This is a genomic window from Thermobispora bispora DSM 43833, assembly GCF_000092645.1.
GTDB classification, from domain to species: domain Bacteria; phylum Actinomycetota; class Actinomycetes; order Streptosporangiales; family Streptosporangiaceae; genus Thermobispora; species Thermobispora bispora.
Map to the genome: position 1 here is coordinate 3,254,667 of NC_014165.1, position 20,708 is coordinate 3,275,374.

Consider the following 20,708-nt stretch of genomic DNA (forward strand, 5'->3'; position numbering starts at 1 on the left):
CCGCGAGCAACGCGGCTTATGTCCTATAACGAACGGATCGTTTCGTTGCGCGCGGACGGCTCACGCCGAATGGGAAGGTCTCTTGGCGAAGGGCGAAGGCTCATCGACCGGCGCCTGGAATTCTCGTTTCGAAATGCGCCGGGGAAAGTTAAAGAATCAAAAGATTCATCAGGAAACGGCAAGGGACGCCGTTCGGGCGTCCCTACGACTGTCCTTCCGCCGCTCTGTCAGGTGAGAGCGGGCTCACGGTCCTCCAACCGGACCAACGCGTCCTCACGCGCCTGCGCGGTGAGAGCGTCGTTCTGCGCCTGGAGCCGGGTGAGTTCTGCCTCCAGATCCCGGATGCGCTGCTGAAGACGGCGCAATTCGGAGACCATACGAGGATCAGGACCGCCGACGTGGCCAAGTAGAGCCTTCGCCATGGTAAAGGGTCCTCCACGCTGAGTGACCAGACTATTTGCGCACTTCAAGCCGCGGGAGGGTGCGCTTAGTACCTCTCAAGAGTCGCACCGGCACTGGAGGGCGGTCAAGCTGAACGCTCCGAGCTAGCCTACCGGTGAACACTCCCAAGTGATAAATATACCTGACTCACTGAGTTTACGGGAAGGCTACCGGATCCCGAACCCCGTGATCCCGCCCTTGGCGTCACTCCAGCGCTCGGTGACCCCGGTGACCTCACCCGGGGTGTCGCCGCCGCGTAAATGATCGAGCAGCTTCTGACATGATTCCCGCGGGCCTTCGGCCACGACCTCAACCCTGCCGTCGGACAGGTTGGCCGCCCACCCGCACAGACCGAGCTCGAGCGCGCGGGCGCGGGTCCACCAGCGGAACCCCACTCCCTGCACTCGACCACGGACCCACGCCGTCAACCGGACCACGACTACCAGTATCCAGATCGGCCGCTCCCGTGACCAGCCGCGCCGGCCGCCAGGTCACCGGCAGCCGCGCCGGCCGTCCCCGTGGGCTCCCGTCCTCCCCGGCGGCCCGGCCACGCCGGCGGCGCCTCCATCCCTGAGGTACGGGTCGCTCGGGACGGCGCCGATCCCTTACCCACCGGTGGCGCCGGTCCAGGGCACGCCGGGTCACCGCACCGCCGCGGGAGGCCGACTCGGGTGAAGCCCGGCCACGGCGCGGTACGCGGCTCGCGGACGAACTCCCGGGTGTTCACGGCCGGGCGTCGCCCGGCCACGGCTGGCACTTCGGGCAGCTATAGGACGACCGGTTCATGAACGGGTCGCGCCGCACCGGCGCGCCGCACCGCGGGCACGGCTCGTCCTGCCGGCCGTACACCGCGAGCGAGCGGCCGAAGTAGCCGCTCTCCCCGTTGACGTTCACGTACAGGCTGTCGAACGACGTGCCGCCCTGCGCGATCGCGTCGGTCAGCACGGCCCGGACCTGGGCGAGCAGCTCGGTGACCTCGGCCGCGGTCAGCGTCTCCGTGGCCCGCGCCCAGTGCAGCCGCGCCCGCCATAACGCCTCGTCGGCGTAGATGTTGCCGACCCCGCTGATCAGCGACTGGTCGAGGAGGGCGCGTTTCAGCCCGGTACGGCGCCGCGTCAGCCGGTGCGCGAACCCGTCGTCGTCGAAGGCCTCCTCGAGCGGGTCGGGGGCTATGTGCGTGATCGGCTCGGGCACCCGGCGGCCGTAGGCGCTCGCCAGCGGGGCGACGAGCATGTGGCCGAACGTCCGCTGGTCGACGAAGCGCAGCTCCGGGCCGTCATCGGCGAAGCCCAGCCGCACCCGCAGGTGCCGCTCCGCCGGCGCTCCCCGGTCGGTGAGCAGGAGCTGCCCGCTCATGCCCAGATGGACGACGAGGGCCTCCTCCGCCTCGCGCGGATCGGCCGGATCGCCGTCGCCGAGCGGCAGCCACAGGTACTTGCCGCGGCGCTCGGCGGAGAGCAGCGGGCGGCCCTTGAGCCGGGCGGGGAGGTCGCCCGTGTTCCGGCGGACCGACCTCGGGTGCAGCACCTCGGCGGACGCGATCGCCCGCCCGGCCACCCAGCGCTCCAGCCCGCGCCGGATGACCTCGACCTCGGGAAGCTCGGGCATCCGCGGTCCCGGTCAGGACTCGCCGGTCCCGGCCCCGCCCGCGGGCTCCCCGGTGCGCTGCGCGCCGCCGTCCTCCGCCTTCCCGGCCTTCTCCTTCGCGTCCCGCATCGCCCGGATCGCGGTCCAGGCCGCCTCGGCCGCCTGCTGCTCGGCCTCCTTCTTGCTCCGCCCCGTGCCCTTGCCGTACTCCTTGCCGCCGACGCGGACGGTCGCCACGAACGACTTGGCATGGTCGGGGCCGCTCTCGTCCACGTGGTACTCGGGCACGCCGAGCGACTCGGCCGCGGTGAGCTCCTGCAGCGACGTCTTCCAGTCGAGCCCGGCGCCGAGCGAGGCCGACCGCTCGATGAGCGGGTCGAAGAGCTGGTGGACCACCCGGAACGCCTCGTCGAGCCCCTTGTCGACGTAGACCGTGCCGATGAGGGCCTCGAGCGTGTCGGCGAGGATCGACGACTTGTCCCGGCCGCCGGTCCCCTCCTCGCCGCGGCCCAGCCGCAGGTACTTGCCGAGGTCGAGGCTGCGCGCCACGTCGGCGAGCGCCCGCATGTTGACCACGGCGGCGCGCAGCTTGGCGAGCTGCCCCTCCGGCATGTCGGGGTGGTTGCGGTACAGCGTGTCCGTCACCACCAGGCCGAGCACCGAGTCACCGAGGAACTCCAGGCGCTCATTGGTCGGCAGGCCGCCGTTCTCGTAGGCGTACGAACGGTGCGTCAGCGCCTGCTCCAGGATGTCAGGGCTGAGCTCCACGTCGAGGATCTCGCCCAGCTCCTGCCGGACGATCTCCACGTCCACCGGCTTACTGCCCGATGCGGCCACGAACGTCCTCCTCTTGCTCCACGCGCGGCAGGACGGCGCAGAGAGGCCGGTGGATCGGAGGAGCCCGAAGGCGTGGTGGGCGCCGGGCCGCCGGGGTCCGGGGCCCCGGCGTCCACCACGGCCGCGGGCATGCCGTACACGGTCTCCTCGGTCCGGCCGCCACGCCGCGTGTACTCGGCCTTCTTCACAACAAGGTAACGCCGGCCGAATCGTTTGACGATCCGGCCGGCGACGCCTGTGGTCGAAAATCCGTGTGCTCAGTCCGCCGGGGTGTAGACCTGACGGCGGTTGTAGGTGCCGCACGTCGGGCACGCCGTGTGCGGACGCTTGGGCGAGCGACACTGCGGGCAGCTCACGAGCGCGACCGCGGCGGCCTTCCACTGGGACCTGCGGGCGCGCGTGTTGCTCCGCGACACCTTCCGCTTGGGGACGGCCACGTCAACCCTCCTGATCTCGTTTGTTCTCCAGAACCAGACCCTGCAGCGCCGCCCAGCGTGGGTCGATCCTCTCGTGCCGGTGATCCGGGCCGGCCTCTGCCAGCTTCACCCCGCAATCCGCGCACAGACCGGGGCAGTCAGGGGTGCAGACCGGGCGCAACGGCAGCGCGAGCACCACCGCGTCACGGAACAGCGGCTCCAGGTCGAGGAGCTCGCCGTCGAGGACGAAGTCGTCCTCGGACGCCTCCTCCGCCGAGTAGAGGTACAGCTCCTGGAAGTCGACCTCCATGTCGTAGGCCAACGGATCCAGGCAGCGTGAGCACTCTCCACGCAGCGGTACCCGTGCCGTGCCCGTGACGAGCACGCCCTCCATCACCGCCTCGAGCCGGATGTCCGGCCTGATCTCGGCGTCCTGGGGGACGCCGATCATCCCGACGGCCAGATCCGCCGGCGCCGAGAGCACCGGCTTGATCCGGACCATCGATCCCGGCTGCCGTCCCAGCTCATGGGTGGAGATGATCCAGGAGGACCGGGAATCGAGGATGTGCGGGTTCATCCGGCTCTCATCAGGCATGGCGAATCACCGCCGTCGTGCAGGCTGAGACTCAAGACTACCAGCCAGTCCTCAGCCCCTGAGCCGTGCTTCCAGCCGCTCACGAACCAGGTCGGGGACCAAGCCGGATATGTCACCACCATACCGGGCGATTTCCTTCAGCCTGCTCGACGACAGGAAGGAGTACTCCGGGTTCGTCGACATGAACAGGGTCTCGACCCCGGACATCCGGTAGTTGAGCTGGGCCATCTGCAGCTCGTAGTCGAAGTCGCTCACCGCCCGCAGACCCTTGACGATCACGCGGATGTCGTGCTGCCGGCAGAAGTCGACCAGCAGGCCGTGGAACTTCTCCACCCGGACGTTGTCGTACTCCTTGGTCACCTCCCGGAGCATGTCGATGCGCTCATCGATCGTGAAGAGGGCCTGCTTCTCGATGTTGATCAGTACCGCGACGATGACCTCTTCGCAGAGGTTGGCGGCCCGGCCGATGATGTCCAGGTGTCCGTTCGTGACGGGGTCGAAAGACCCTGGGCAGACGACGCGACGCACTGCGCACCCCCAAATTTCAGAGGTTCCCGGCTGCGCGACCGTACCAAATCGCCGCAACCCCGTACCTGCGGACCCTGTCTGCCACAAAGCCCGGCGGCCATTCCAGGTCTTTCCCCCGTGACTCCCGCTCCACGGCCACGAGAGCCCCTCCGGCGAGCCAGCCGTTGTCCCGCAGCGCGATGAGCACCTCGATGACCTGCTCATCCGGGAGGGAGTACGGCGGATCGGCGTAGACGAAACCGTACGGCTCGGCGCAGCGGCGGCGCACGAGCCGCTCGACCTTCTCCTGGCGGAGCACCGCACCCGGGAGCCCGACGGCCTCGATGTTCGCCCGGATGGCCCGCGCCGCCCGCGGGTCCGCCTCCACGAGCAGCACGTGCTCCGCACCCCGGCTCAGCGCCTCCAGCCCGACGGCGCCCGAACCGGCGTACAGGTCGAGGACGCGGACCCCCTCGAGGGTGCCGAGCACCGACAGGACCGTGGCGAACAGCCCTTCCCGGGCCCGGTCGCTCGTCGGCCTCGTGTCCTTGCCGGGCGGAACGGTGAGCCTGCGGCCCTTCGCCAATCCCGCGATCACCCGTGTCACCCGTTCATTGTCCCGCCGGCGCCCGGTGCGCCCGACCCGGCGCGCGGTCGACGGCCGGGCGCGCGCTCTTCCGGCGGCCGTCTCAGGCCGCCCAGGCGTCACCGGCCGGCCGTGCCCACCCCGCACCACCGCCCCGGTGCGGGAACGCACGGCTGGGCCCGACGGGGCGCCCCGGCCCACACCCCGGCCGGCCGGTCGAACGCACGGCCGCATGCGGGAGCGCGGAGGAGCAGGTCACCCCTTCTCCAGGAAGCGCGCCCGATCGTCGGCGAGGAGCGCGTCCAGCTCGGCGCGCAACGCCGGATGCCCGGCGAGCTCCGGGTCACGGGAGAGCAGCTCGGCCGCCTCGGCGCGCGCCGTCTCGATCAGGTCCTCGTCCCGCAGGAGCTGCAGCAGCTTCAGCGACGACTTGCGGCCGGACTGCGCGGCCCCGAGGATGTCCCCCTCCCGGCGCTGCTCGAGGTCGACCCGGGAGAGCTCGAATCCGTCGAGCGTCGCGGCCACCGCGTCGAGCCGCCGCCGCGCCGGCGTGCCCGCGGGCGCCTCGGTCACCAGCAGGCACAGCCCGGGCAGCCTGCCCCGGCCCACCCGGCCGCGGAGCTGGTGGAGCTGGGAGACGCCGAACCGGTCGGCATCCATGATCACCATCACCGAGGCGTTCGGCACGTCCACCCCGACCTCGATCACCGTGGTGGCGACCAGGACGTCGATCTCCCCCCGGGAGAACGCCCGCATCACCGCGTCCTTCTCCTCCGGGGGCAGGGCGCCGTGGAGCGTCCCGATCCGCAGGTCGCGCAAGGGCCCCTCGCCGAGCATCCGGGCGACGTCGAGCACGGCGAGCGGCGGCCGGCGCTCCTCGTCCTCGCCGGTCGCCTGCTCCTCCTCGGCGCCGCCCTCCTGATCGCCGATGCGCGGGCAGACCACGTACGCCTGGCGGCCCAGGGCCACCTCCTCGCGGATCCGCTCCCAGGCGCGCTCGAGGTAGTGCGGCTTCTCGGCCGCGGGCACCACGTGCGTGGCGATCGGCGCCCGGCCGGAGGGGAGCTGGGCGAGGGTGGAGACCTCCAGGTCGCCGAAGACGGTCATCGCCACCGTGCGGGGGATCGGCGTCGCCGTCATGACGAGCACGTGCGGCCGGCCTTCGCGCGCCTTCATGCGGAGCGCGTCCCGCTGCTCCACGCCGAACCGGTGCTGCTCGTCCACGACGACCAACCCGAGGTCGGCGAACTGGACCTGCTCCTGGAGCAGGGCGTGGGTGCCGATCACGATCCCCGCTTGGCCGGACGCCGCGGCGAGCAGCGCGTTCCGCCGGGCCGCCGCCCCCATCGAACCGGTGAGCAGCACCACGCTCGTGCCGCCGAACACGCCCCCGGTGGCGAGGTCGCCGAGCAGGTTCGTGATCGACCGGTGGTGCTGCTGGGCGAGCACCTCGGTGGGGGCGAGCAGGGCGGCCTGGCCGCCGGCGTCGACCACCTGGAGCATGGCGCGCAGCGCCACCACGGTCTTGCCCGCGCCGACCTCGCCCTGGAGCAGCCGGTGCATGGGGTGCGGGCGGGCGAGGTCGGCCGCGATCTCCTCGCCGACCTTCCGCTGCCCCTCGGTGAGCTCGAACGGCAGGCGCTTGTCGAACTCGCTCAGCAGCCCGCCGTCGCGCGGCGGGCGCGGCTTGGCCGCCCATTCGGACGCGGTCATCCGCCGCTTGAGCAGGGCGAGCTGGAGCAGGAACGCCTCGTCGAACGCGAGCCGCCGCCGGGCCGGGGCGATGTCCGCCTGGCTCGCCGGCCGGTGGATGCGGCGCAGCGCCTCCTCGAGCGTGACCAGCCCCTGCCGCCCGCGCACCTCGGCGGGGAGCGGGTCGTCCACGCTGAGCACGTCGAGCACGGTCCGCACGGCGCGGCGGATCTTCCAGCTCGCGAGCCCCTGCGCCGACGGGTAGATCGGGACCGGGGCCGCGGCGAACTCCTCCGCGGTCTCCCCCGACTCGTCGAAGAGCTCGTACTCGGGGTGGGTGAGCGTGACCCGCCGGGTCCGCGGCGTGGTGAACACGTCGACCTTCCCGGCGAACATCGCCTCCGTGCCCGGGGTGAGCCGCTGCTCGGCCGCGTGCCCGCCCTTGCCGAAGAACGCGAGGTGGAGCTTGTCCGTGCCGTCGGTGACCACGACGTCGAGCCAGGTGCCCCGGCGGTTCTTCATCGGGCGGCGCATCACCGAGGAGACCCGGCCCACCACGGTCACGTGCTCCCCGTGCCGGAGCGAGGCGATCGGCGTGAGCTCGCCGCGCTGCGCGTACCGCCGGGGGTAGTGCCGCAGCAGCTCACCGACGGTCCGGATGCCCAGCGCGCTCTCCAGCGACGCCGCGGTACGGCCCAGCACCCGCGTGAGCGGCTCGTCGAACCTCGTCACGGCTCCCATTCCTACCCTGTGCGGCCGACACCCGGCGCCGCCCACGCCCGGATTCCGGGCCGCTCCGGCCCGCGCCGTACGGCCGCCACCGCACCCCGCATGCGCTAACGTTGACGAACCGACGGCAGGCGCCGTTTGGCGTGCACCGGCCGGCATCGGATATTCTCGTTTGGCCAGCCGGTTGTCCCGGCGCGTTTCGCTCGGAGTTCACCGCCGCCGCACCCGGCGCCGGGCCGATCGACTGATCCTGAAGGAGCGATTAACGTGGCTGCCGTCTGCGACGTCTGCGCCAAGAAGCCGATCTTCGGCAACAACATCTCGCACTCGCACCGCCGGACCCGGCGCCGCTGGAACCCGAACATTCAGCGGGTGCGTGCGAAGATCAACGGCACCTCCAAGCGGCTGAACGTCTGCACCGCGTGCCTGAAGGCGGGCAAGGTCACCCGCTGACCGAGAGCGTTCGCTGAGCCCGTCGCCGGTCGGTGACGGGCTTTCGCATGCCCGGGCATCGGCGACCCGCCCGGGCCGTGCGTTCTGCCGGGGCCTCCCTCATTCCCAGGTGCGGATGCTCCCGGCGTGCGGCTCCCGGCGGTGTGGGCGCTCCCGCCGGCTTTCCGCGCGCCCCCGCGCCCGCGTCGCCGTACGTCTCGGCCGCCGTGCGCGCCATGGTCTCCACCGGGCCGCGCCATCCCCTGGCCGCGCCATCCCCGGCGTGCGGGACCAGGCGCCGGCGGCGTCGCCCGCCGCGAGTGACCACCCTGAACCCTCCTTGCCGGGTATCGGCTCCCGGCGTTCCCTGCGCGCCATCCGGCGGCGTCCCCTGCGCTCGGCATCGCCGTACGTCCCGGCCGCGGAAAACGGACCGGCCGCCCGGTGGCACCGGGCGGCCGGGTGCGAAGCCGTCAGCCCTGACGCCAGCGCCAGGCGTGGTCCACGGGACCGATCCCCGCGCCCAGGGGGAAGCCGTTCGCGATGGCCCCGGTGATGTACTCCTTGGCCTGCCGTACCGCCTCGGGCACGTCGGCGCCGAGGGCGAGGTAGGAGGCGATCGCCGAGGCGAGCGTGCAGCCGGTGCCGTGGGTGTGCGGGGTGTCGATCCGCTGGGCGTGGAACCGGTGCTCGCTCGTCCCGTCGGTGAGCAGGTCGACGGGCTCGCCCGGCAGGTGCCCGCCCTTGATGAGCACCCACTTCGGGCCGAGCGCGAGCACGGCCTCCGCCGCCCGGGGCAGGCCGTCCTCGTCCTCGACCTTCACCCCGGTGAGCTGCTCGACCTCCCACAGGTTGGGGGTGACCACGGTCGCCAGGGGGAGCAGCCGCGACTTGACCGTCTCCACGGCCTCGGGGGCGAGCAGCCGGTCACCGTGCTTGGACACCCCGACCGGGTCGACCACGACGGGCGCCGTGACCCCGGCGAGCACGTCGGCGACGGTCTCCACCAGCACGGGTGAGGCGAGCATCCCGGTCTTGATCGCCTGCGCGCCGATGTCGCCGAGCACCGACTCGAGCTGGGCGCGCACCGCCTCGGGGGGAAGCTCCCAGTACCCCTGCACGCCGATCGAGTTCTGCGCGGTCACGGCGGCGATCACGCTCATGCCGTGCACGCCGAGCGCGAGCATGGTCTTCAGGTCGGCCTGGATGCCTGCGCCACCGCCGGAGTCCGAGCCCGCGATGGTGAGCACGCGCGGAGGAGTCATCGTCATATGCCCCATCAAACCGTAAACCTGGCGGTAAGCCACCTTCGGCCGGCTGAAACGCCGCCCCCGGACGTCCGGATCGCCGCGTCCTCGTCGCCCGGCCGCGCCGTCCAGGGCCGCTCCGGCCGGTGAGCGGGCGCGGGCCGGCCCGGCGGCATAGGCCGGGGGTATGGGCCGGGGCTCAGCGGGCCGTGACCGCGCACTCGCCGCCCGCGAGCGCGCACTCGGTGGGCGGCCACGGCGCGCCCTCGGCCTCGAAGGCGATCCGCCGCTCCTCCCCCGCGGCGAGCGGCTCGGCCGACCGGATGGTCAGCGTCCTGCCGCGCTGCCGCCATTCGGCGCCGTCGAGCGCGGTCACCCTCCCGCCGACCCGCAGCGTGACCGTCCATCCGGGCAGGTCCCGGGTGGCGCGCACCACCAGCTCGGCCCGGTACCCGGTGTCGTGGGCGCCGGTGACGGTGAAGCGCAGCAGCACGCCCGGGGTCACGGCGCCCGCGCCCGGTGCGGCGCCCGGCCGCGGCCCGCTGGCGTCCGGGTACGGCAGGCGGGCCGCGCCCTCGGCCGGCCCGGTCTCCTCCCGCGGGGCGGGGAGGTCCGGCTCGGCGCGGGTGTCCGGTGCCGCCCGTCCGGTGTCCGAGCGTCCTTGCGGCGCTTCACCGGCGTCCCCCGCATCGGCGCCGGCCTGCCGCGGGGAGGTGGGGGCCGTGGCGCGCCCGGCCGCCAGGGGAGCCGCCGTGGCGTCCGCCGGCCCGGCGGTCGTGGGCGCGGGCCGCGGCTCCGGGGAGGCGTCCGCCGGTTCGGACGGCGCGGTGGCCGGGGGTGCGGAGGGCGTGGCGGCCGAGCCCGGGAGCGGGGTCTCCGGGGCGGCCGAGGCGTCGGGCCGCTCCTCCTCGGCGGGCCCGGACGTGGGGAGCGCGTCCCCGGCGGCCGAGGTGACGCAGCTGGTGTACGCGTCGCACGTCGCCGATCCGGAGGGGGCCATGGTGAGCTCGTACCGCTGGCTGATCAGCCGTACGCCGCCGGCGGTGACCCCGATCGCGAGCAGCACGGCGAGCGCGGTGGTCACCGCGAGGCGGCCCGGCCGCCGCGGCGCGCCGGCCGGGCCGGCGGAGTCCTGGGACGGCCCGGCGGTCCCGTTCCCGGACGGGCCTCGCCGTGCCGCGGCGATGGTCTCCCGGCCCGGCGATGCTCCACCGGCGGACCGGCCGGTGGCGGCGGCCGTGTGCTCGGCGTCGAGCCGTTCGGGGGCGAGCTCCGCGTAACCGAGGCGCGCGGCGGTGGGCGCGATGGGGGCGGTGTCCCGTCCGTCCGCGTGGTCCTGGGGCGGTGCGGGCAGCCGGTACGTCACCTCGCCCGGCCTCTCCTCGGGGATCGCCGGACCTCGGCGCGGGGCGTCCGGCGTCTGTCGATCTGCCGAGTGGCGGCCCATTACGGTCCTTCCTGTCGACGACCGCCAACTCTTATAACAGATCTAATACGCATTTGTCACAATTTTCACAGTCGGAAGTGATCCCACCCGCCCTGGGAGACCCGGCGGCCGGCGACCTGCACGCCCTCCCCCTCGGCAACCTCACCGATGATCGTCCACCCGGACGGCAGGCGCACCTCACGGGGGAAGGTCGCGGCGAGCGCGTGGTCGTCGCCGCCGGTGAGCACCCACTCGAGCGGATCGGCGCCCAGCTCGGCCGCGGCCTCGGCGAGGCTCCCGGGGACCGGCAGCGCGGCCGGGTCGATCGCGATCGCCACCCGGCTCGCCTCGGCGATGTGGCCGAGGTCCTGCACCAGGCCGTCGCTCACGTCGATCATCGCGGTGGCGCCCAGCCCGGCCGCCTCCGGGCCGCGCCGGTACGGCGGTCGCGGCCGCCGGTGCGCGTCCACCAGGGCCGGCCGCCACGGGCCTCCGGGGTCGTCCGCCCGGCCGGCCTCGAGCAGGGCGAGCCCGGCCGCGGCGTGGCCGAGCCGTCCCGTCACGGCGACCACATCACCGGGCCGGGCCCCGGAGCGGGTCACCGGCGCCCGCCCGCCGAGGTCACCGAAGGCGGTCACCCCGAGCACGACGATGTCCGAACGGGACATGTCGCCGCCCACCACCGAGGCCCCGGCCTCGGCGCACTCGTCGCGGAACCCGTCGGTGAGCGCGTCCAGCCAATCGAGCCCGGTGTCGGCCGGCGCGCCGAGGCCGACGACGATCCCCGTCGGGACGGCCCCCATCGCGGCGACGTCCGCGAGATTCTGCGCGGCCGCCTTCCGGCCGATGTCGTATCCGCTCGACCAATCGCGGCGGAAATGCCGCCCCTCGATCAGCAGGTCGGTGGTCACCACGACCCGCCCGTCGGGGGCCCGGAGCACCGCGGCGTCGTCCCCCGGGCCGACGAGCACGTCCGGTTTCTGGAAAAGCCTTCGGGAAATACGGCTAATGGCGCCGAACTCACCAAGTTCACCAACCGTAATAATGGCACCCCCAGAGCTTTCCGGTACGGTTGACCGCCGGTACTCGTCTCTACTCGGAGGACGTCATGGTGCAGGCCTACATCCTCATCCAAACCGAGGTGGGCAAGGCGGCCGGCGTGGCGCAGACCATCGCCTCGATCCCCGGTGTGCTCCAAGCGGAGGGTGTCACCGGCCCCTATGACGTGATCGTCCGGGCGGAGGCGAGCGACGTGGACCAGCTCGGCAAGCTGGTGGTCGCCCAGATTCAGGCGATCGACGGCATCACCCGTACACTTACCTGCCCGATCATCCACATCTGAGGAGAGCATTCCACGGACGGGCAGGCGATGCGGAGAGTCGCGCGCGTGGCAGGGACGATGGCGGTGCTGGCGGCCCTGGCCGGGTGCTCCTCGACCGTACGGGTCGACCCGCCTACCCCCTCGGGGGAGGCCGCCGAGGCGTGCCGCAGGCTCGCCGGCGTGCTGCCCGCCACGCTCGACGGCGCGAAGCGGACCCCCTCCGAACCGGCCTCGCCGTACGTCGCGGTCTGGGGCGGCGGGGAGATCACCCTGCGCTGCGGTGTGCCGCGCCCCGCGAACATGGAGCCCACCGCAGAGGTGGCCGACGTCAACGGCGTCGGCTGGTTCCAGGACCCGAGCCGCCCGCTGCTCTTCACCTCGGTGAACCGGGTCGCCTACGTGGAGGTGACGATCTCCCGGGAGCACGCCCCCGGGAACGTCCTGGTCGACCTCGCCCAGCCGATCAAGCAGGCCATCCCCGAGTGACGCCGCCGTCCGGCCGCACCCGCTCAGCGGAGGCCGGGCGGGCGGCGCAGCGCGAGCTGGATCAGCCGGTCGATCAGCTGCGGGTACGGCAGGCCGGTCGCGGCCCAGAGCTTGGGCGCGACCGACTGGGCGGTGAAGCCGGGCATCGTGTTGATCTCGTTGACGATCAGCTCGCCCGAAGGCGTGTAGAAGAAGTCGACCCGGGCGAGCCCTTCGCACCCGAGCGCCTCGAAGGCCTGGACCGCCAGGGCCCGGACCCGCTCGGAGACGCTCTCCGGCAGGTCGGCCGGGGCGTGCAGCTCCATGCCGCCGTCGAAGTACTTCGCCTCGAAGTCGTAGAACTCGTGGCCCTCGGCGACCACCACCTCGCCGACCACGCTCGCCTCCGGCGGGGAGTCGCCGAGCGACTCGAGCACCGCGCACTCGACCTCCCGCCCGGGGATCGCCGCCTCGACGAGCACCTTGGGGTCGTGCTCCCGGGCGGCCTCGATGGCCTCCTCGAGCCCGGCCGCGTCGTGCACCTTGGTGATGCCCTGCGACGAACCGGCCCGGGCCGGCTTGACGAACACCGGCCAGCCGAGGTCCCCGGCCTCCTTGAGCACCCTCGCCCGGTCCACGCGCCAGTCCCGGTCGCGGACCACCACGTACGGGCCGACGGGCAGCCCGCTGGCGCGGAGCACGAGCTTCATGTACGCCTTGTCCATGCCGATCGCGCTCGCGAGCACCCCGGAGCCGACGTAGCGCACCCCGGCCATCTCCAGGAGGCCCTGGATGGTCCCGTCCTCCCCGAACGGCCCGTGGAGCAGCGGGAACACCACGTCGACCTCGCCGAGAGCCCGCGGGATCTCCCCCGGCCGGAGGGCGACGAGCGAGGCCGAGTGCGTGGGGATCGCGAGAGCGTCGCCGGTCTCGTCCACGGTCGGGAGGCGGCCGGATTCGATCGCGTACCGCTGCCGCTCGGAGGCGAGGACCCAGCGCCCGTCCTGGGCGATGCCGATGGGGATGACCTCGTACTTGCTCTGGTCGATGGCCTCCAGCACGCTCCCCGCCCCCAGCAGGGACACGGAGTGCTCGGAGTTCCGGCCTCCGAAGACCACCGCCACGCGCACGCGTGACCGGCTCTCGCGATCGTGGTTCATGTCGTCCGACCCTATCGCCTCCGACGGGAGAAATCGCCGGTCCACGGGCGCCGCTCCCGGCGGGAACCGGGAGCGGCGCCCGGTCCGGCTCACAGACCGTACCGCTCCGGTTTCGGGGTGCGCGACATCAGCATCGCGGCCGCCTCCCGGGGGTCCAGCCCCTTGTGGACCACACCGACCACCACCTCGGTGATCGGCATCTCCACGCCGTGCCGGCGCGCCAGCTCGAGCACCGACTCGCAGGACTTGACCCCCTCGGCGGTCTGCTTGGTCGCGGCGACCACCTCGTCCAGGCTCATTCCCCGGCCGAGGTTCTCCCCGAAGGTGCGGTTGCGCGAGAGCGGCGAGGAGCACGTCGCCACCAGGTCGCCCATGCCGGCGAGGCCCGCGAACGTGTGCTGGTCCGCGCCGAGGGCGGCCCCGAGGCGGGCGATCTCCGCCAGGCCGCGGGTCATGAGCATGGCGCTGACGTTGTCCCCGTAGCCCATGCCCACCGCGACCCCGACCGCGAGGGCGATGACGTTCTTGACCGCGCCGCCGAGCTCGACCCCGATCACATCCGGGTTGGTGTAGGTGCGGAACCAGGGCAGGTGGCAGGCCTCCTGGAGCCGGCGCGCCACGTCGTGGTCGGTGCAGGCGACCACGGTCGCCGCCGGCTGCCGCTGGACCAGCTCGCCGACGAGGTTGGGCCCGGAGACCACGGCCACCCGGTCCTCGGGCACCTCGGCCACCTCCCGGATGACCTCGCTCATCCGCTTGCAGGTGCCGAGCTCGATGCCCTTCATCAGGCTCACCATCACGGCCCCGTCCGGGATGGCCGGTTTCCACGCCTTCAGGTTCTCGCGCAGCGTCTGGGCCGGCACCGCGAGCACGACGTAGTCGGCGCCGTCCATCGCCTCCGCGGGGTCGGTGGTGGCGCGCAGCCCGTCCGGCAACCGGAAGCCCGGCAGATAGTCGGGGTTCTCACGCCGTTCGTTGATCGCCTCGACGACCTCCGGCCGCCGTGCCCACAGTGTCGTGCGGGTGCCCGCCTCGGTGAGGATCGCCGCGAACATCGTGCCCCACGAACCAGCGCCGAAAACGACAGCCCTGCTCACTGGCCGCACCCACTCTTTCCATGTCCCTGACGCCCGGTCATCACCGTACGGCCCGCCGGTCGCCGCCGGCGTTCTTCGGGTCGTACGGCTCGGCCGGGGGCTTCTCCTGACGGATCTCGGCGAGCAGCCCGGTGATCGCGGCCATGATGTCCGCCGTGGCCTCACGGAGCAGCGAGGCGGTCATCGGCCGGCCCGCGTACGCGGACAGGTCCACCGGTGGTCCGACCCGGACCTGGAACGTCTTGCGCGGGAACAGCCGCGGCTTCTTCTCCCCGTACGGCAGCAGCTCCTGGGCGCCCCAGTGGGCGACGGGGATCACCGGGGCCCCCGTGGCGAGGGCGAGCCGGGCCGCGCCGGTCTTCCCGACCATCGGCCACAGGTCCGGATCACGGGTGATGGTGCCCTCCGGATAGATGATCACGCACGCGCCCTCGTTGAGCCGTTCCTCGGCGATCTTGAGGGAGAGCGTGGCGTCCGTGGTCCCGCGGTGCACCGGGATCGCCTGAAGCCGGTCGATGATCCGGCCGAGAACGGGGACCTTGAACAACGACGCCTTGGCCAGGATCACCGGCCAGCGGCCGTTGTTGTAGACGAAGTGCCCCAGCAGCACCGGGTCCGTCCAGGACAGGTGGTTGGCCACGAGGATGACGCCGCCCTCGCGCGGCAGCTGGCCGGTCGCCCAGTCGTGCCTGAGCAGCAGCCGGGAGAGCGGCCGGATGATGAGCGCGGCCAGGATCTCCCAGAACAGGGGCGGACGGCCGGGGCGACGGCGACCTGATCGGCGCCGGTCCGCCTGGCCGGCCGGTCCGGGAGCCGTGTCCGTTCTCTCGCTCTGCTGGGCGGCGTTCGGCGCCTGCCCCTGCACGTCGTGTTCTCGCTCGCTGGGCTGGCTCACTTGCTCTCCAAGGTCACCGGTGATGTCCGCACAAGTCTCCCGGTTCGCCCCACAGCATGTCGAGGCGGGATGCTGACAGCATGCATCGCCTGCGCTGGACCATTGTGGTCCCGGTCAAGACCTTGATCCGGGCCAAGACACGGCTCGCCGCCGCGGCCGGGCCGTACCGGACCGACCTGGCGGTGGCCGTGGCGAGCGACACGGTCGCGGCGGCGCTGCGCTGCCCGCTCGTGGCGCGGGTCATCGTGGTGACCGCCGACCCCGTGCCGGCGGAGCGGCTCCGGACGCTCGGCGCGCACGTGGTGCCCGACCCGGACCGAGGTCTCAACGTCGCGCTCCGCACCGGCGCCGCCGAGGCGGTACGGCTCTCGCCCGGGACCCCGGTGGGCGCCCTGCAGGCGGACCTCCCCGCGCTGCGCCCCGCCGAGCTCTCGGTGGTGCTGGACGCGGCGCTCGAGTTCGATCAGTCGTTCGTCCCCGACGCCGCCGGGGTGGGCACCACGTTCTACGGCGTCCGGCCCGGGGTCGCCTTCCGGCCCCGGTTCGGGGGCGAGTCCCGGGCGAAGCACCTCGCGGGCGGTGCCAAGGAGCTCGCCGTCGACGGCATCCCCTCGGTGCGGAGGGACGTCGATACGGTAGCCGACCTGCTCGAGGCCCTCGCCTTGGGAGTCGGCCCGGCGACCGCCGCGCTCGTCCCGCGGCTCGGCCTGGACGCGGCGGCGCGCGGACACGACGGGTGACGCCATCCCTGCCGGCTGTTGAGACGCCCGGGACCCGGCGGCGCGCGGACACGACCGGTGAGGACGGCCGGCTCGCCGCGGCCGGGCCGGCCGTCCGCGACGGTCAGCCGGCCGGGACCGCCTCCGGGGCGTCCTCGGGCTCGCGGGCGTGCCGGGGCAGGAGGCAGGAGAGCGCGAGGGCGGCCGCGAACATCGCGATGATCACCCAGACGGTGGTCTGCATGGCCCGGTCGAAGTCGGCCGCCATGGGGGCGTCACCGAGCAGGTCGAAGAAGACCGTGCCGATCAGGGCGACGCCGAGCGCGCCGCCGAGCTGCTGCACCGCGGTGAGCGTGCCGGACGCCGACCCGGTCTCCTCCGGCTCGACCCCGGCGAGCACGATGTCGAAGAACGGGGCCATGACCATGGCCTGGCCGACGCCGGTCACGGCCAGGGCCGGGACGAGCTGCCACGGGGTGAGCCCGAGGCCGGCCCAGTGGAGCGTGAGCAGCAGGCCGAGCATGCCGAGGATCTCGATGAGCAGGCCGAGGTGGAGCACCGCGCGCCCGAAGCGCCGCAGGGCCTGGGCGACCCCGAACCCGGCGACCGTCCCGATCGACCAGGGCACCATGGCGAGACCGGCCTGCAGCGTCGAGTAGCCCAGGCCGACCTGGGTGAAGACGTTGAACACGAGGATGAGGCCGATCATGGGCGCGAAGAACGCGAGCATGGTGAGCAGCCCACCGGCGAAGGCCCGCTTGCGGAACAGGCTCGGTGTGATCAGCGGGTCGCCGCCCCGCCCGGTCTTGCGCGCCTCGTACCGGCCGAAGAAGGCGAACACCGCGGCGGAACCGGCGATCATGAGGAAGGCCCAGAGCGGCCAGCCGTGCTCGCGGCCCTGCACAAGCGGGTAGATGACGAGGAACGCGCCGAGCGCGGCGAGCAGGACGCCGGGGATGTCGAGCCGCGGCCGGTCCGCAGACCGCGTGCCGGGCAGGAAGCGCACCCCCGCGAGCAGCGCCGCCATGCCGAGCGGCAGGTTGATCAGGAAGATCATGCGCCAGCCGGTGCCGAGGAGGTCGGCCTCCACCAGCCAGCCGCCGAGGATGGGGCCGCCGACGGAGGCGAGGCCCATGACCGGCCCGAACATGCCGAACGCCGCCTGCATCTCCTTGGGCGGGAACATCTCCTTGATCATGCCGAGCCCCTGGGGCAGCATGACCGCGCCGAACGCGCCCTGGATCACCCGGGCGGCGATCAGCACCCCGGGGCTCCAGGCCAACCCGCAGAGCAGCGAGCCGAGGGTGAACCCGGCGGCCCCGATGAGGAACATGCGCTTGCGGCCGGCGATGTCGCCGAGGCGGCCGCCGGTGATGAGGCCGACGGCCATGGCGAGGGTGTAGGCCGCGCCGAGCCATTGGATGGTCGACGGGCCGCCGCCGATGTCGGCGCGGATCGACGGCGCCGCGATGTTGGTGATCATCCCGTCGACCATGTCCATGACCTCGGCGGCGAGGATCACGAAGAGCGCCGCCCATCGCCATCGGTACGGCGCGGCGCCCGGTGGGGCGGGGGGCGGTACGGCCGCCACGTTGGTCTGGTCCATGACCCCTTCCTCGGTGGTGAACAATGTTCAGTAGAAGTGAGCACCGATCAGTGATCTGAGCGTTGTTCAATGACCTGTGCGGCGTTCACGATATAACGCGAACAGCGGAAAGACAAGATATATCTCGTTCACCCCGGCCGCGCCGGCCGTACCGGCGGATCACTACGATGGGCGGGACGGCGGGAGGTGTGATGACGGAGGAGGGCATCCCGGCACCGCCCTGGGAGCGTCCGCGCAAGCGAACGGTGCCGGCGCGCGTCCCGCTGACCAGGGAGCGGATCGTGGACGCCGCGTTCGCCGTCCTCGATCGCGATGGCTACGAGAAGCTGAGCATGCGCCAGGTCGCCGCCGAGCTCGGCGTCGCGGTCTCAGCGCTCTACGCGCACGTGAGCGGCAAGGACGAGCTGCTCGACCTGATGTACCACCGGCTGTTCGACGGGATGGAGGTGCCCGACCCCGACCCGGACCGCTGGCAGGAGCAGCTCAGGGAGCACATGCGCGGCATGCGCGCCCGGCTGCTGCGGCACCGGGACATGGCCCGGATCTCGATGGGCCGGGTGCCCTTCACCTCGGAGCTGCTGCCGCACGTGGAGAGGCTGCTGGCCATCCTCCGGTCCGCAGGCCTGCCGGACCGGGTCGCCGCGATCGCCGGTGATCTGATCTCCACCTACGTGGAGGGATTCGTCCTCGCCGAGGAGATCTGGCAGGAACGGCTCCGGACGGAGCGGTTCTCCTGGGACGACGTCCGCCGGGAGCTGCAGGAGTACTTCGCGTCCCTCCCCGCCGACCGCTTCCCGAACATGATCGCGCTCGCCGACCTGATGATCCAGGAGTCGAACGACTACCGGTTCGAGCTGGGCATGGAGATCCTGCTCCGCGGCCTCGCCTCCTACGTCACCGAGCCGCGGGCGAACGGCTGAGCACGGTCGTAGCGGGGCCGGGCACGCGCCGGGCGCGCGTACGGCCGCGCGGCGCGGTTAGGCTGGCCGCGTGCAGGCCACGGTGAAGTCCTTCGACCCGGAGACCCGCTCGGGATCGGTCTTCCTCGACGACGGAACGGAGCTGCCCTTCGGCCGGGAGGCGTTCGATGCCGGGCCGCTGCGCCTGCTGCGTCCCGGGCAGCGGGTCGGCATCGTCATGGCCGAGGGCCGGATCACCTACATCACGCTCTCGACCTTCCCGGTGCCGGAGTCACCCGGATCCGGCTGACCGGACGGGCCGGGACGCGGGCCCGGATGGCCCGGGCATGGGCCGATGGATCGGCCTGCGCGCCCGCAGGATCGGGCGTGTTGCCGATGGACCGCGTCGCCGGCCGGACGGACCAGGTATGTGAGCCGGCCGACCGGACGTGCGCCGATGGACCGGGCGTGGGCCTGGATCGACATGGTGTGCGTCCGCTGGACCGGCTGCGAGCCCGGATGGGCCGCGTGTACCCGGCGAATCCGCATGTAGCCGATGGACCGCGTCGCCGGCCGGACGGACCAGGTGTGTGAGCCGGCCGACCGGACGTGCGCCGATGGACCGCCTGGGCCTGCATCGGCCGGACGTGGGCTCGATGGGCCGACTTCCAGCGGATGGACCGCGTGAGCCCGGACCGGCCTGGTGTGAGCCTGATATGGCTGCGATCCCGATGGGCCGGGCGTGCACCTTACGGACCACGGCGGGTGCCGGATGGAGCGGGCGTGAGCCGGGAAGACCGGGCTTGAGCGGCGCCCACCTACCGGGCGCCGCTCGCGGCGTCGGCGACCGGTTACTTCTTCTTGGCGGCCTTGCCCCCGGCGTTGACGAGCTCCTTGAACTCGGCCCCCGGCCGGAACCGGGGAGCCCAGCTCTCCTCAACCTTGATCGGGGCGCCGGTGGAAGGGTTGCGAGCGGTGCGGGCGGGCTTGTGGACCATCTCGAAGGCGCCGAAGCCGGTGATCGACACCTTGTCCCCCCGGGCGACCGCGTTTTGGATCGTCTCGAGGACCGCGTTGACCGCCTCGGTGGCCGTCTTCTTGTCTCCGACGCGGTCGGCGATCGCCTCGACGAGTTCCCTCTTGTTCATTTGTTCCTCCCCCTTACGCGGTTGAAGGTAGGGGACGAAATCACTGGACTCAATCACTGGGGGGCATGTTCGCCGCTCGGCGTGTCGGCGGCGCCCTCCCAAATGGGCGGGGAACGCGCCGAACCGGGCACCGGGCGGGCGGTCCGCGTCGCCTCGTCACTGCTCGCGGATAGCCGTGTCAAGCGCGTTATTTCCCCTTCCAGCGGGGCTAACGCGCTTTCCGGCCGTCGGAGAACGCGAAAGCGGCGATGCGCCGGTCGCGCATCGCCGCCTCAGGAACCGCCGGGATGGGTCACAGGGTCGTCGGGAGCCACGGCTGGCGGCGCTTCTCGTACGCCTCGATCTCGGCCTCGTGGCGGAGGGTGAGGCCGATGTCGTCGAGGCCCTCCATGAGCCGCCAGCGGGTGTAGTCGTCGATCTCGAAGGGGTACACCTGGTCGCCGGTGCGCACCTGGCGCTCGACCAGGTCCACGGTGATCTCGGTCTTGGGCTCGGCCTCGGTCAGGTCCTGGAGGCGCTCGACCACGTCCTCGGGGAGCACGACCGGGAGCAGGCCCTGCTTGGTGGCGTTGTTCCGGAAGATGTCCCCGAAGCGCGGCGAGATGACCACGCGGAAGCCGTACTGCTGGAGGGCCCAGACGGCGTGCTCACGGGAGGAGCCGGTGCCGAAGTCCGGGCCGGCGATGAGGATCGAGGCCCCGTCGTAGGCGGGGTTGTTCAGGACGAAGTCGGGGTCCTCCCGCCACGCGGCGAACAGACCCTCCTCGAAACCGGTGCGGCTCACCCGCTTCAGCCAGACGGCCGGGATGATCTGGTCGGTGTCCACGTTGCTGCGCCGCAGCGGTACGGCCCGGCCGGTGTGTGTGGTGAACGGTTCCATCAGCTTTCCTACGCTTTCGGTCG

At 72.5% G+C, this 20,708-nt stretch carries 24 protein-coding genes; 6 read left to right on the forward strand and 18 right to left on the reverse strand.

Features of this window, described 5'->3' with window-relative positions; translation table 11 throughout:
* Positions 1 to 227 precede the first annotated feature (227 nt).
* From TBIS_RS13750 to recG, 9 genes are all read right to left on the reverse strand, one after another.
* On the reverse strand, positions 228 to 422 hold the full coding sequence (locus TBIS_RS13750; RefSeq protein ID WP_013133009.1) for a hypothetical protein: 195 nt from the start codon (positions 420 to 422) through the stop codon (positions 228 to 230).
* Between the two features lie 186 nt (positions 423 to 608).
* Positions 609 to 878, reverse strand: coding sequence for an acylphosphatase (locus TBIS_RS13755; protein ID WP_013133010.1), 270 nt, complete (start codon positions 876 to 878; stop codon positions 609 to 611).
* Between the two features lie 286 nt (positions 879 to 1,164).
* Positions 1,165 to 2,049 carry a bifunctional DNA-formamidopyrimidine glycosylase/DNA-(apurinic or apyrimidinic site) lyase gene (gene mutM / locus TBIS_RS13760; protein WP_013133011.1) on the reverse strand — a complete coding sequence of 295 codons (885 nt, stop codon included), beginning with the start codon at positions 2,047 to 2,049 and terminating at the stop codon, positions 1,165 to 1,167.
* Positions 2,050 to 2,061: 12 nt separating this feature from the next.
* On the reverse strand, positions 2,062 to 2,841 hold the full coding sequence (gene rnc, locus TBIS_RS13765) for a ribonuclease III (protein WP_050760541.1): 780 nt from the start codon (positions 2,839 to 2,841) through the stop codon (positions 2,062 to 2,064).
* Between the two features lie 281 nt (positions 2,842 to 3,122).
* Positions 3,123 to 3,302, reverse strand: a complete 180-nt coding sequence (rpmF, locus tag TBIS_RS13770; RefSeq protein WP_013133013.1) for a 50S ribosomal protein L32 — start codon at positions 3,300 to 3,302, stop codon at positions 3,123 to 3,125.
* A gap of 1 nt (position 3,303) precedes the next feature.
* A complete protein-coding gene (locus tag TBIS_RS13775; protein WP_148231532.1) occupies positions 3,304 to 3,876 on the reverse strand; it encodes a YceD family protein in 573 nt (190 codons plus the stop codon).
* A 51-nt stretch (positions 3,877 to 3,927) separates the two neighbouring features.
* Complete coding sequence (coaD, locus tag TBIS_RS13780) at positions 3,928 to 4,404, reverse strand: pantetheine-phosphate adenylyltransferase (RefSeq protein WP_013133015.1); 477 nt, start codon at positions 4,402 to 4,404, stop codon at positions 3,928 to 3,930.
* A 16-nt stretch (positions 4,405 to 4,420) separates the two neighbouring features.
* On the reverse strand, positions 4,421 to 4,990 hold the full coding sequence (rsmD, locus tag TBIS_RS13785; RefSeq protein ID WP_013133016.1) for a 16S rRNA (guanine(966)-N(2))-methyltransferase RsmD: 570 nt from the start codon (positions 4,988 to 4,990) through the stop codon (positions 4,421 to 4,423).
* Between the two features lie 234 nt (positions 4,991 to 5,224).
* A complete protein-coding gene (gene recG / locus TBIS_RS13790; protein WP_206206635.1) occupies positions 5,225 to 7,393 on the reverse strand; it encodes an ATP-dependent DNA helicase RecG in 2,169 nt (722 codons plus the stop codon).
* A gap of 264 nt (positions 7,394 to 7,657) precedes the next feature.
* Between recG and rpmB the strand changes: the two genes are divergently transcribed.
* Positions 7,658 to 7,843 carry a 50S ribosomal protein L28 gene (rpmB, locus tag TBIS_RS13795; protein WP_013133018.1) on the forward strand — a complete coding sequence of 62 codons (186 nt, stop codon included), beginning with the start codon at positions 7,658 to 7,660 and terminating at the stop codon, positions 7,841 to 7,843.
* A 452-nt stretch (positions 7,844 to 8,295) separates the two neighbouring features.
* Here rpmB and thiD read toward each other — a convergent pair whose 3' ends face one another.
* From thiD to TBIS_RS13810, 3 genes are all read right to left on the reverse strand, one after another.
* The gene (thiD, locus tag TBIS_RS13800) at positions 8,296 to 9,102 is read right to left on the reverse strand and encodes a bifunctional hydroxymethylpyrimidine kinase/phosphomethylpyrimidine kinase (RefSeq protein WP_013133019.1); all 807 of its coding nucleotides are present in this window, start codon (positions 9,100 to 9,102) and stop codon (positions 8,296 to 8,298) included.
* A 166-nt stretch (positions 9,103 to 9,268) separates the two neighbouring features.
* A complete protein-coding gene (locus TBIS_RS13805) occupies positions 9,269 to 10,435 on the reverse strand; it encodes a hypothetical protein (protein ID WP_041431596.1) in 1,167 nt (388 codons plus the stop codon).
* 146 nt (positions 10,436 to 10,581) lie between these two features.
* Complete coding sequence (locus TBIS_RS13810; protein WP_083785275.1) at positions 10,582 to 11,541, reverse strand: thiamine-phosphate kinase; 960 nt, start codon at positions 11,539 to 11,541, stop codon at positions 10,582 to 10,584.
* Positions 11,542 to 11,603: 62 nt separating this feature from the next.
* Between TBIS_RS13810 and TBIS_RS13815 the strand changes: the two genes are divergently transcribed.
* Together TBIS_RS13815 and TBIS_RS13820 are read left to right on the forward strand one after the other, a co-directional pair.
* Positions 11,604 to 11,837: an Lrp/AsnC family transcriptional regulator gene (locus TBIS_RS13815; RefSeq protein WP_013133022.1), complete on the forward strand. Its 234-nt coding sequence runs from the start codon at positions 11,604 to 11,606 to the stop codon at positions 11,835 to 11,837.
* Positions 11,838 to 11,882: 45 nt separating this feature from the next.
* The gene (locus TBIS_RS13820) at positions 11,883 to 12,302 is read left to right on the forward strand and encodes a DUF3515 domain-containing protein (protein WP_241019728.1); all 420 of its coding nucleotides are present in this window, start codon (positions 11,883 to 11,885) and stop codon (positions 12,300 to 12,302) included.
* A 23-nt stretch (positions 12,303 to 12,325) separates the two neighbouring features.
* Here the strand turns inward: TBIS_RS13820 and TBIS_RS13825 are convergent, their stop codons facing one another.
* From TBIS_RS13825 to TBIS_RS13835, 3 genes are all read right to left on the reverse strand, one after another.
* On the reverse strand, positions 12,326 to 13,441 hold the full coding sequence (locus tag TBIS_RS13825) for a D-alanine--D-alanine ligase family protein (RefSeq protein ID WP_041431602.1): 1,116 nt from the start codon (positions 13,439 to 13,441) through the stop codon (positions 12,326 to 12,328).
* An 89-nt stretch (positions 13,442 to 13,530) separates the two neighbouring features.
* Positions 13,531 to 14,538: an NAD(P)H-dependent glycerol-3-phosphate dehydrogenase gene (locus TBIS_RS13830; RefSeq protein WP_041431604.1), complete on the reverse strand. Its 1,008-nt coding sequence runs from the start codon at positions 14,536 to 14,538 to the stop codon at positions 13,531 to 13,533.
* A 40-nt stretch (positions 14,539 to 14,578) separates the two neighbouring features.
* On the reverse strand, positions 14,579 to 15,433 hold the full coding sequence (locus TBIS_RS13835) for a lysophospholipid acyltransferase family protein (RefSeq protein ID WP_013133026.1): 855 nt from the start codon (positions 15,431 to 15,433) through the stop codon (positions 14,579 to 14,581).
* Positions 15,434 to 15,513: 80 nt separating this feature from the next.
* Between TBIS_RS13835 and cofC the strand changes: the two genes are divergently transcribed.
* Complete coding sequence (cofC, locus tag TBIS_RS13840) at positions 15,514 to 16,173, forward strand: 2-phospho-L-lactate guanylyltransferase (protein ID WP_013133027.1); 660 nt, start codon at positions 15,514 to 15,516, stop codon at positions 16,171 to 16,173.
* A 103-nt stretch (positions 16,174 to 16,276) separates the two neighbouring features.
* Here the strand turns inward: cofC and TBIS_RS13845 are convergent, their stop codons facing one another.
* The gene (locus tag TBIS_RS13845) at positions 16,277 to 17,758 is read right to left on the reverse strand and encodes an MFS transporter (RefSeq protein ID WP_013133028.1); all 1,482 of its coding nucleotides are present in this window, start codon (positions 17,756 to 17,758) and stop codon (positions 16,277 to 16,279) included.
* Between the two features lie 191 nt (positions 17,759 to 17,949).
* On the opposite strand from TBIS_RS13845, the gene TBIS_RS13850 reads away from it, so the two are divergent.
* Entirely contained in the window at positions 17,950 to 18,678 is a 729-nt protein-coding gene (locus TBIS_RS13850; RefSeq protein WP_013133029.1) for a TetR/AcrR family transcriptional regulator, read from the forward strand.
* A gap of 70 nt (positions 18,679 to 18,748) precedes the next feature.
* The gene (locus tag TBIS_RS13855) at positions 18,749 to 18,967 is read left to right on the forward strand and encodes a hypothetical protein (RefSeq protein WP_013133030.1); all 219 of its coding nucleotides are present in this window, start codon (positions 18,749 to 18,751) and stop codon (positions 18,965 to 18,967) included.
* A gap of 541 nt (positions 18,968 to 19,508) precedes the next feature.
* On the opposite strand, the gene TBIS_RS13860 is transcribed toward TBIS_RS13855, so the two are convergent.
* Positions 19,509 to 19,805: an HU family DNA-binding protein gene (locus TBIS_RS13860; protein WP_013133032.1), complete on the reverse strand. Its 297-nt coding sequence runs from the start codon at positions 19,803 to 19,805 to the stop codon at positions 19,509 to 19,511.
* A 292-nt stretch (positions 19,806 to 20,097) separates the two neighbouring features.
* The gene (gene leuD, locus TBIS_RS13865; RefSeq protein WP_013133033.1) at positions 20,098 to 20,685 is read right to left on the reverse strand and encodes a 3-isopropylmalate dehydratase small subunit; all 588 of its coding nucleotides are present in this window, start codon (positions 20,683 to 20,685) and stop codon (positions 20,098 to 20,100) included.
* Positions 20,686 to 20,708 lie beyond the last annotated feature (23 nt).

Coding starts and splice junctions, on each gene's coding strand:
- TBIS_RS13750 (WP_013133009.1), bottom strand. CDS start 422: ATGGCGAAGGCTCTACTTGGCCACGTCGGCGGTCCTGATCCTCGTATG.
- mutM (WP_013133011.1), bottom strand. CDS start 2,049: ATGCCCGAGCTTCCCGAGGTCGAGGTCATCCGGCGCGGGCTGGAGCGC.
- TBIS_RS13775 (WP_148231532.1), bottom strand. CDS start 3,876: ATGCCTGATGAGAGCCGGATGAACCCGCACATCCTCGATTCCCGGTCC.
- thiD (WP_013133019.1), bottom strand. CDS start 9,102: ATGGGGCATATGACGATGACTCCTCCGCGCGTGCTCACCATCGCGGGC.
- TBIS_RS13815 (WP_013133022.1), top strand. CDS start 11,604: ATGGTGCAGGCCTACATCCTCATCCAAACCGAGGTGGGCAAGGCGGCC.
- TBIS_RS13825 (WP_041431602.1), bottom strand. CDS start 13,441: ATGAACCACGATCGCGAGAGCCGGTCACGCGTGCGCGTGGCGGTGGTC.
- cofC (WP_013133027.1), top strand. CDS start 15,514: ATGCATCGCCTGCGCTGGACCATTGTGGTCCCGGTCAAGACCTTGATC.
- TBIS_RS13845 (WP_013133028.1), bottom strand. CDS start 17,758: ATGGACCAGACCAACGTGGCGGCCGTACCGCCCCCCGCCCCACCGGGC.
- TBIS_RS13850 (WP_013133029.1), top strand. CDS start 17,950: ATGACGGAGGAGGGCATCCCGGCACCGCCCTGGGAGCGTCCGCGCAAG.
- TBIS_RS13860 (WP_013133032.1), bottom strand. CDS start 19,805: ATGAACAAGAGGGAACTCGTCGAGGCGATCGCCGACCGCGTCGGAGAC.
- leuD (WP_013133033.1), bottom strand. CDS start 20,685: ATGGAACCGTTCACCACACACACCGGCCGGGCCGTACCGCTGCGGCGC.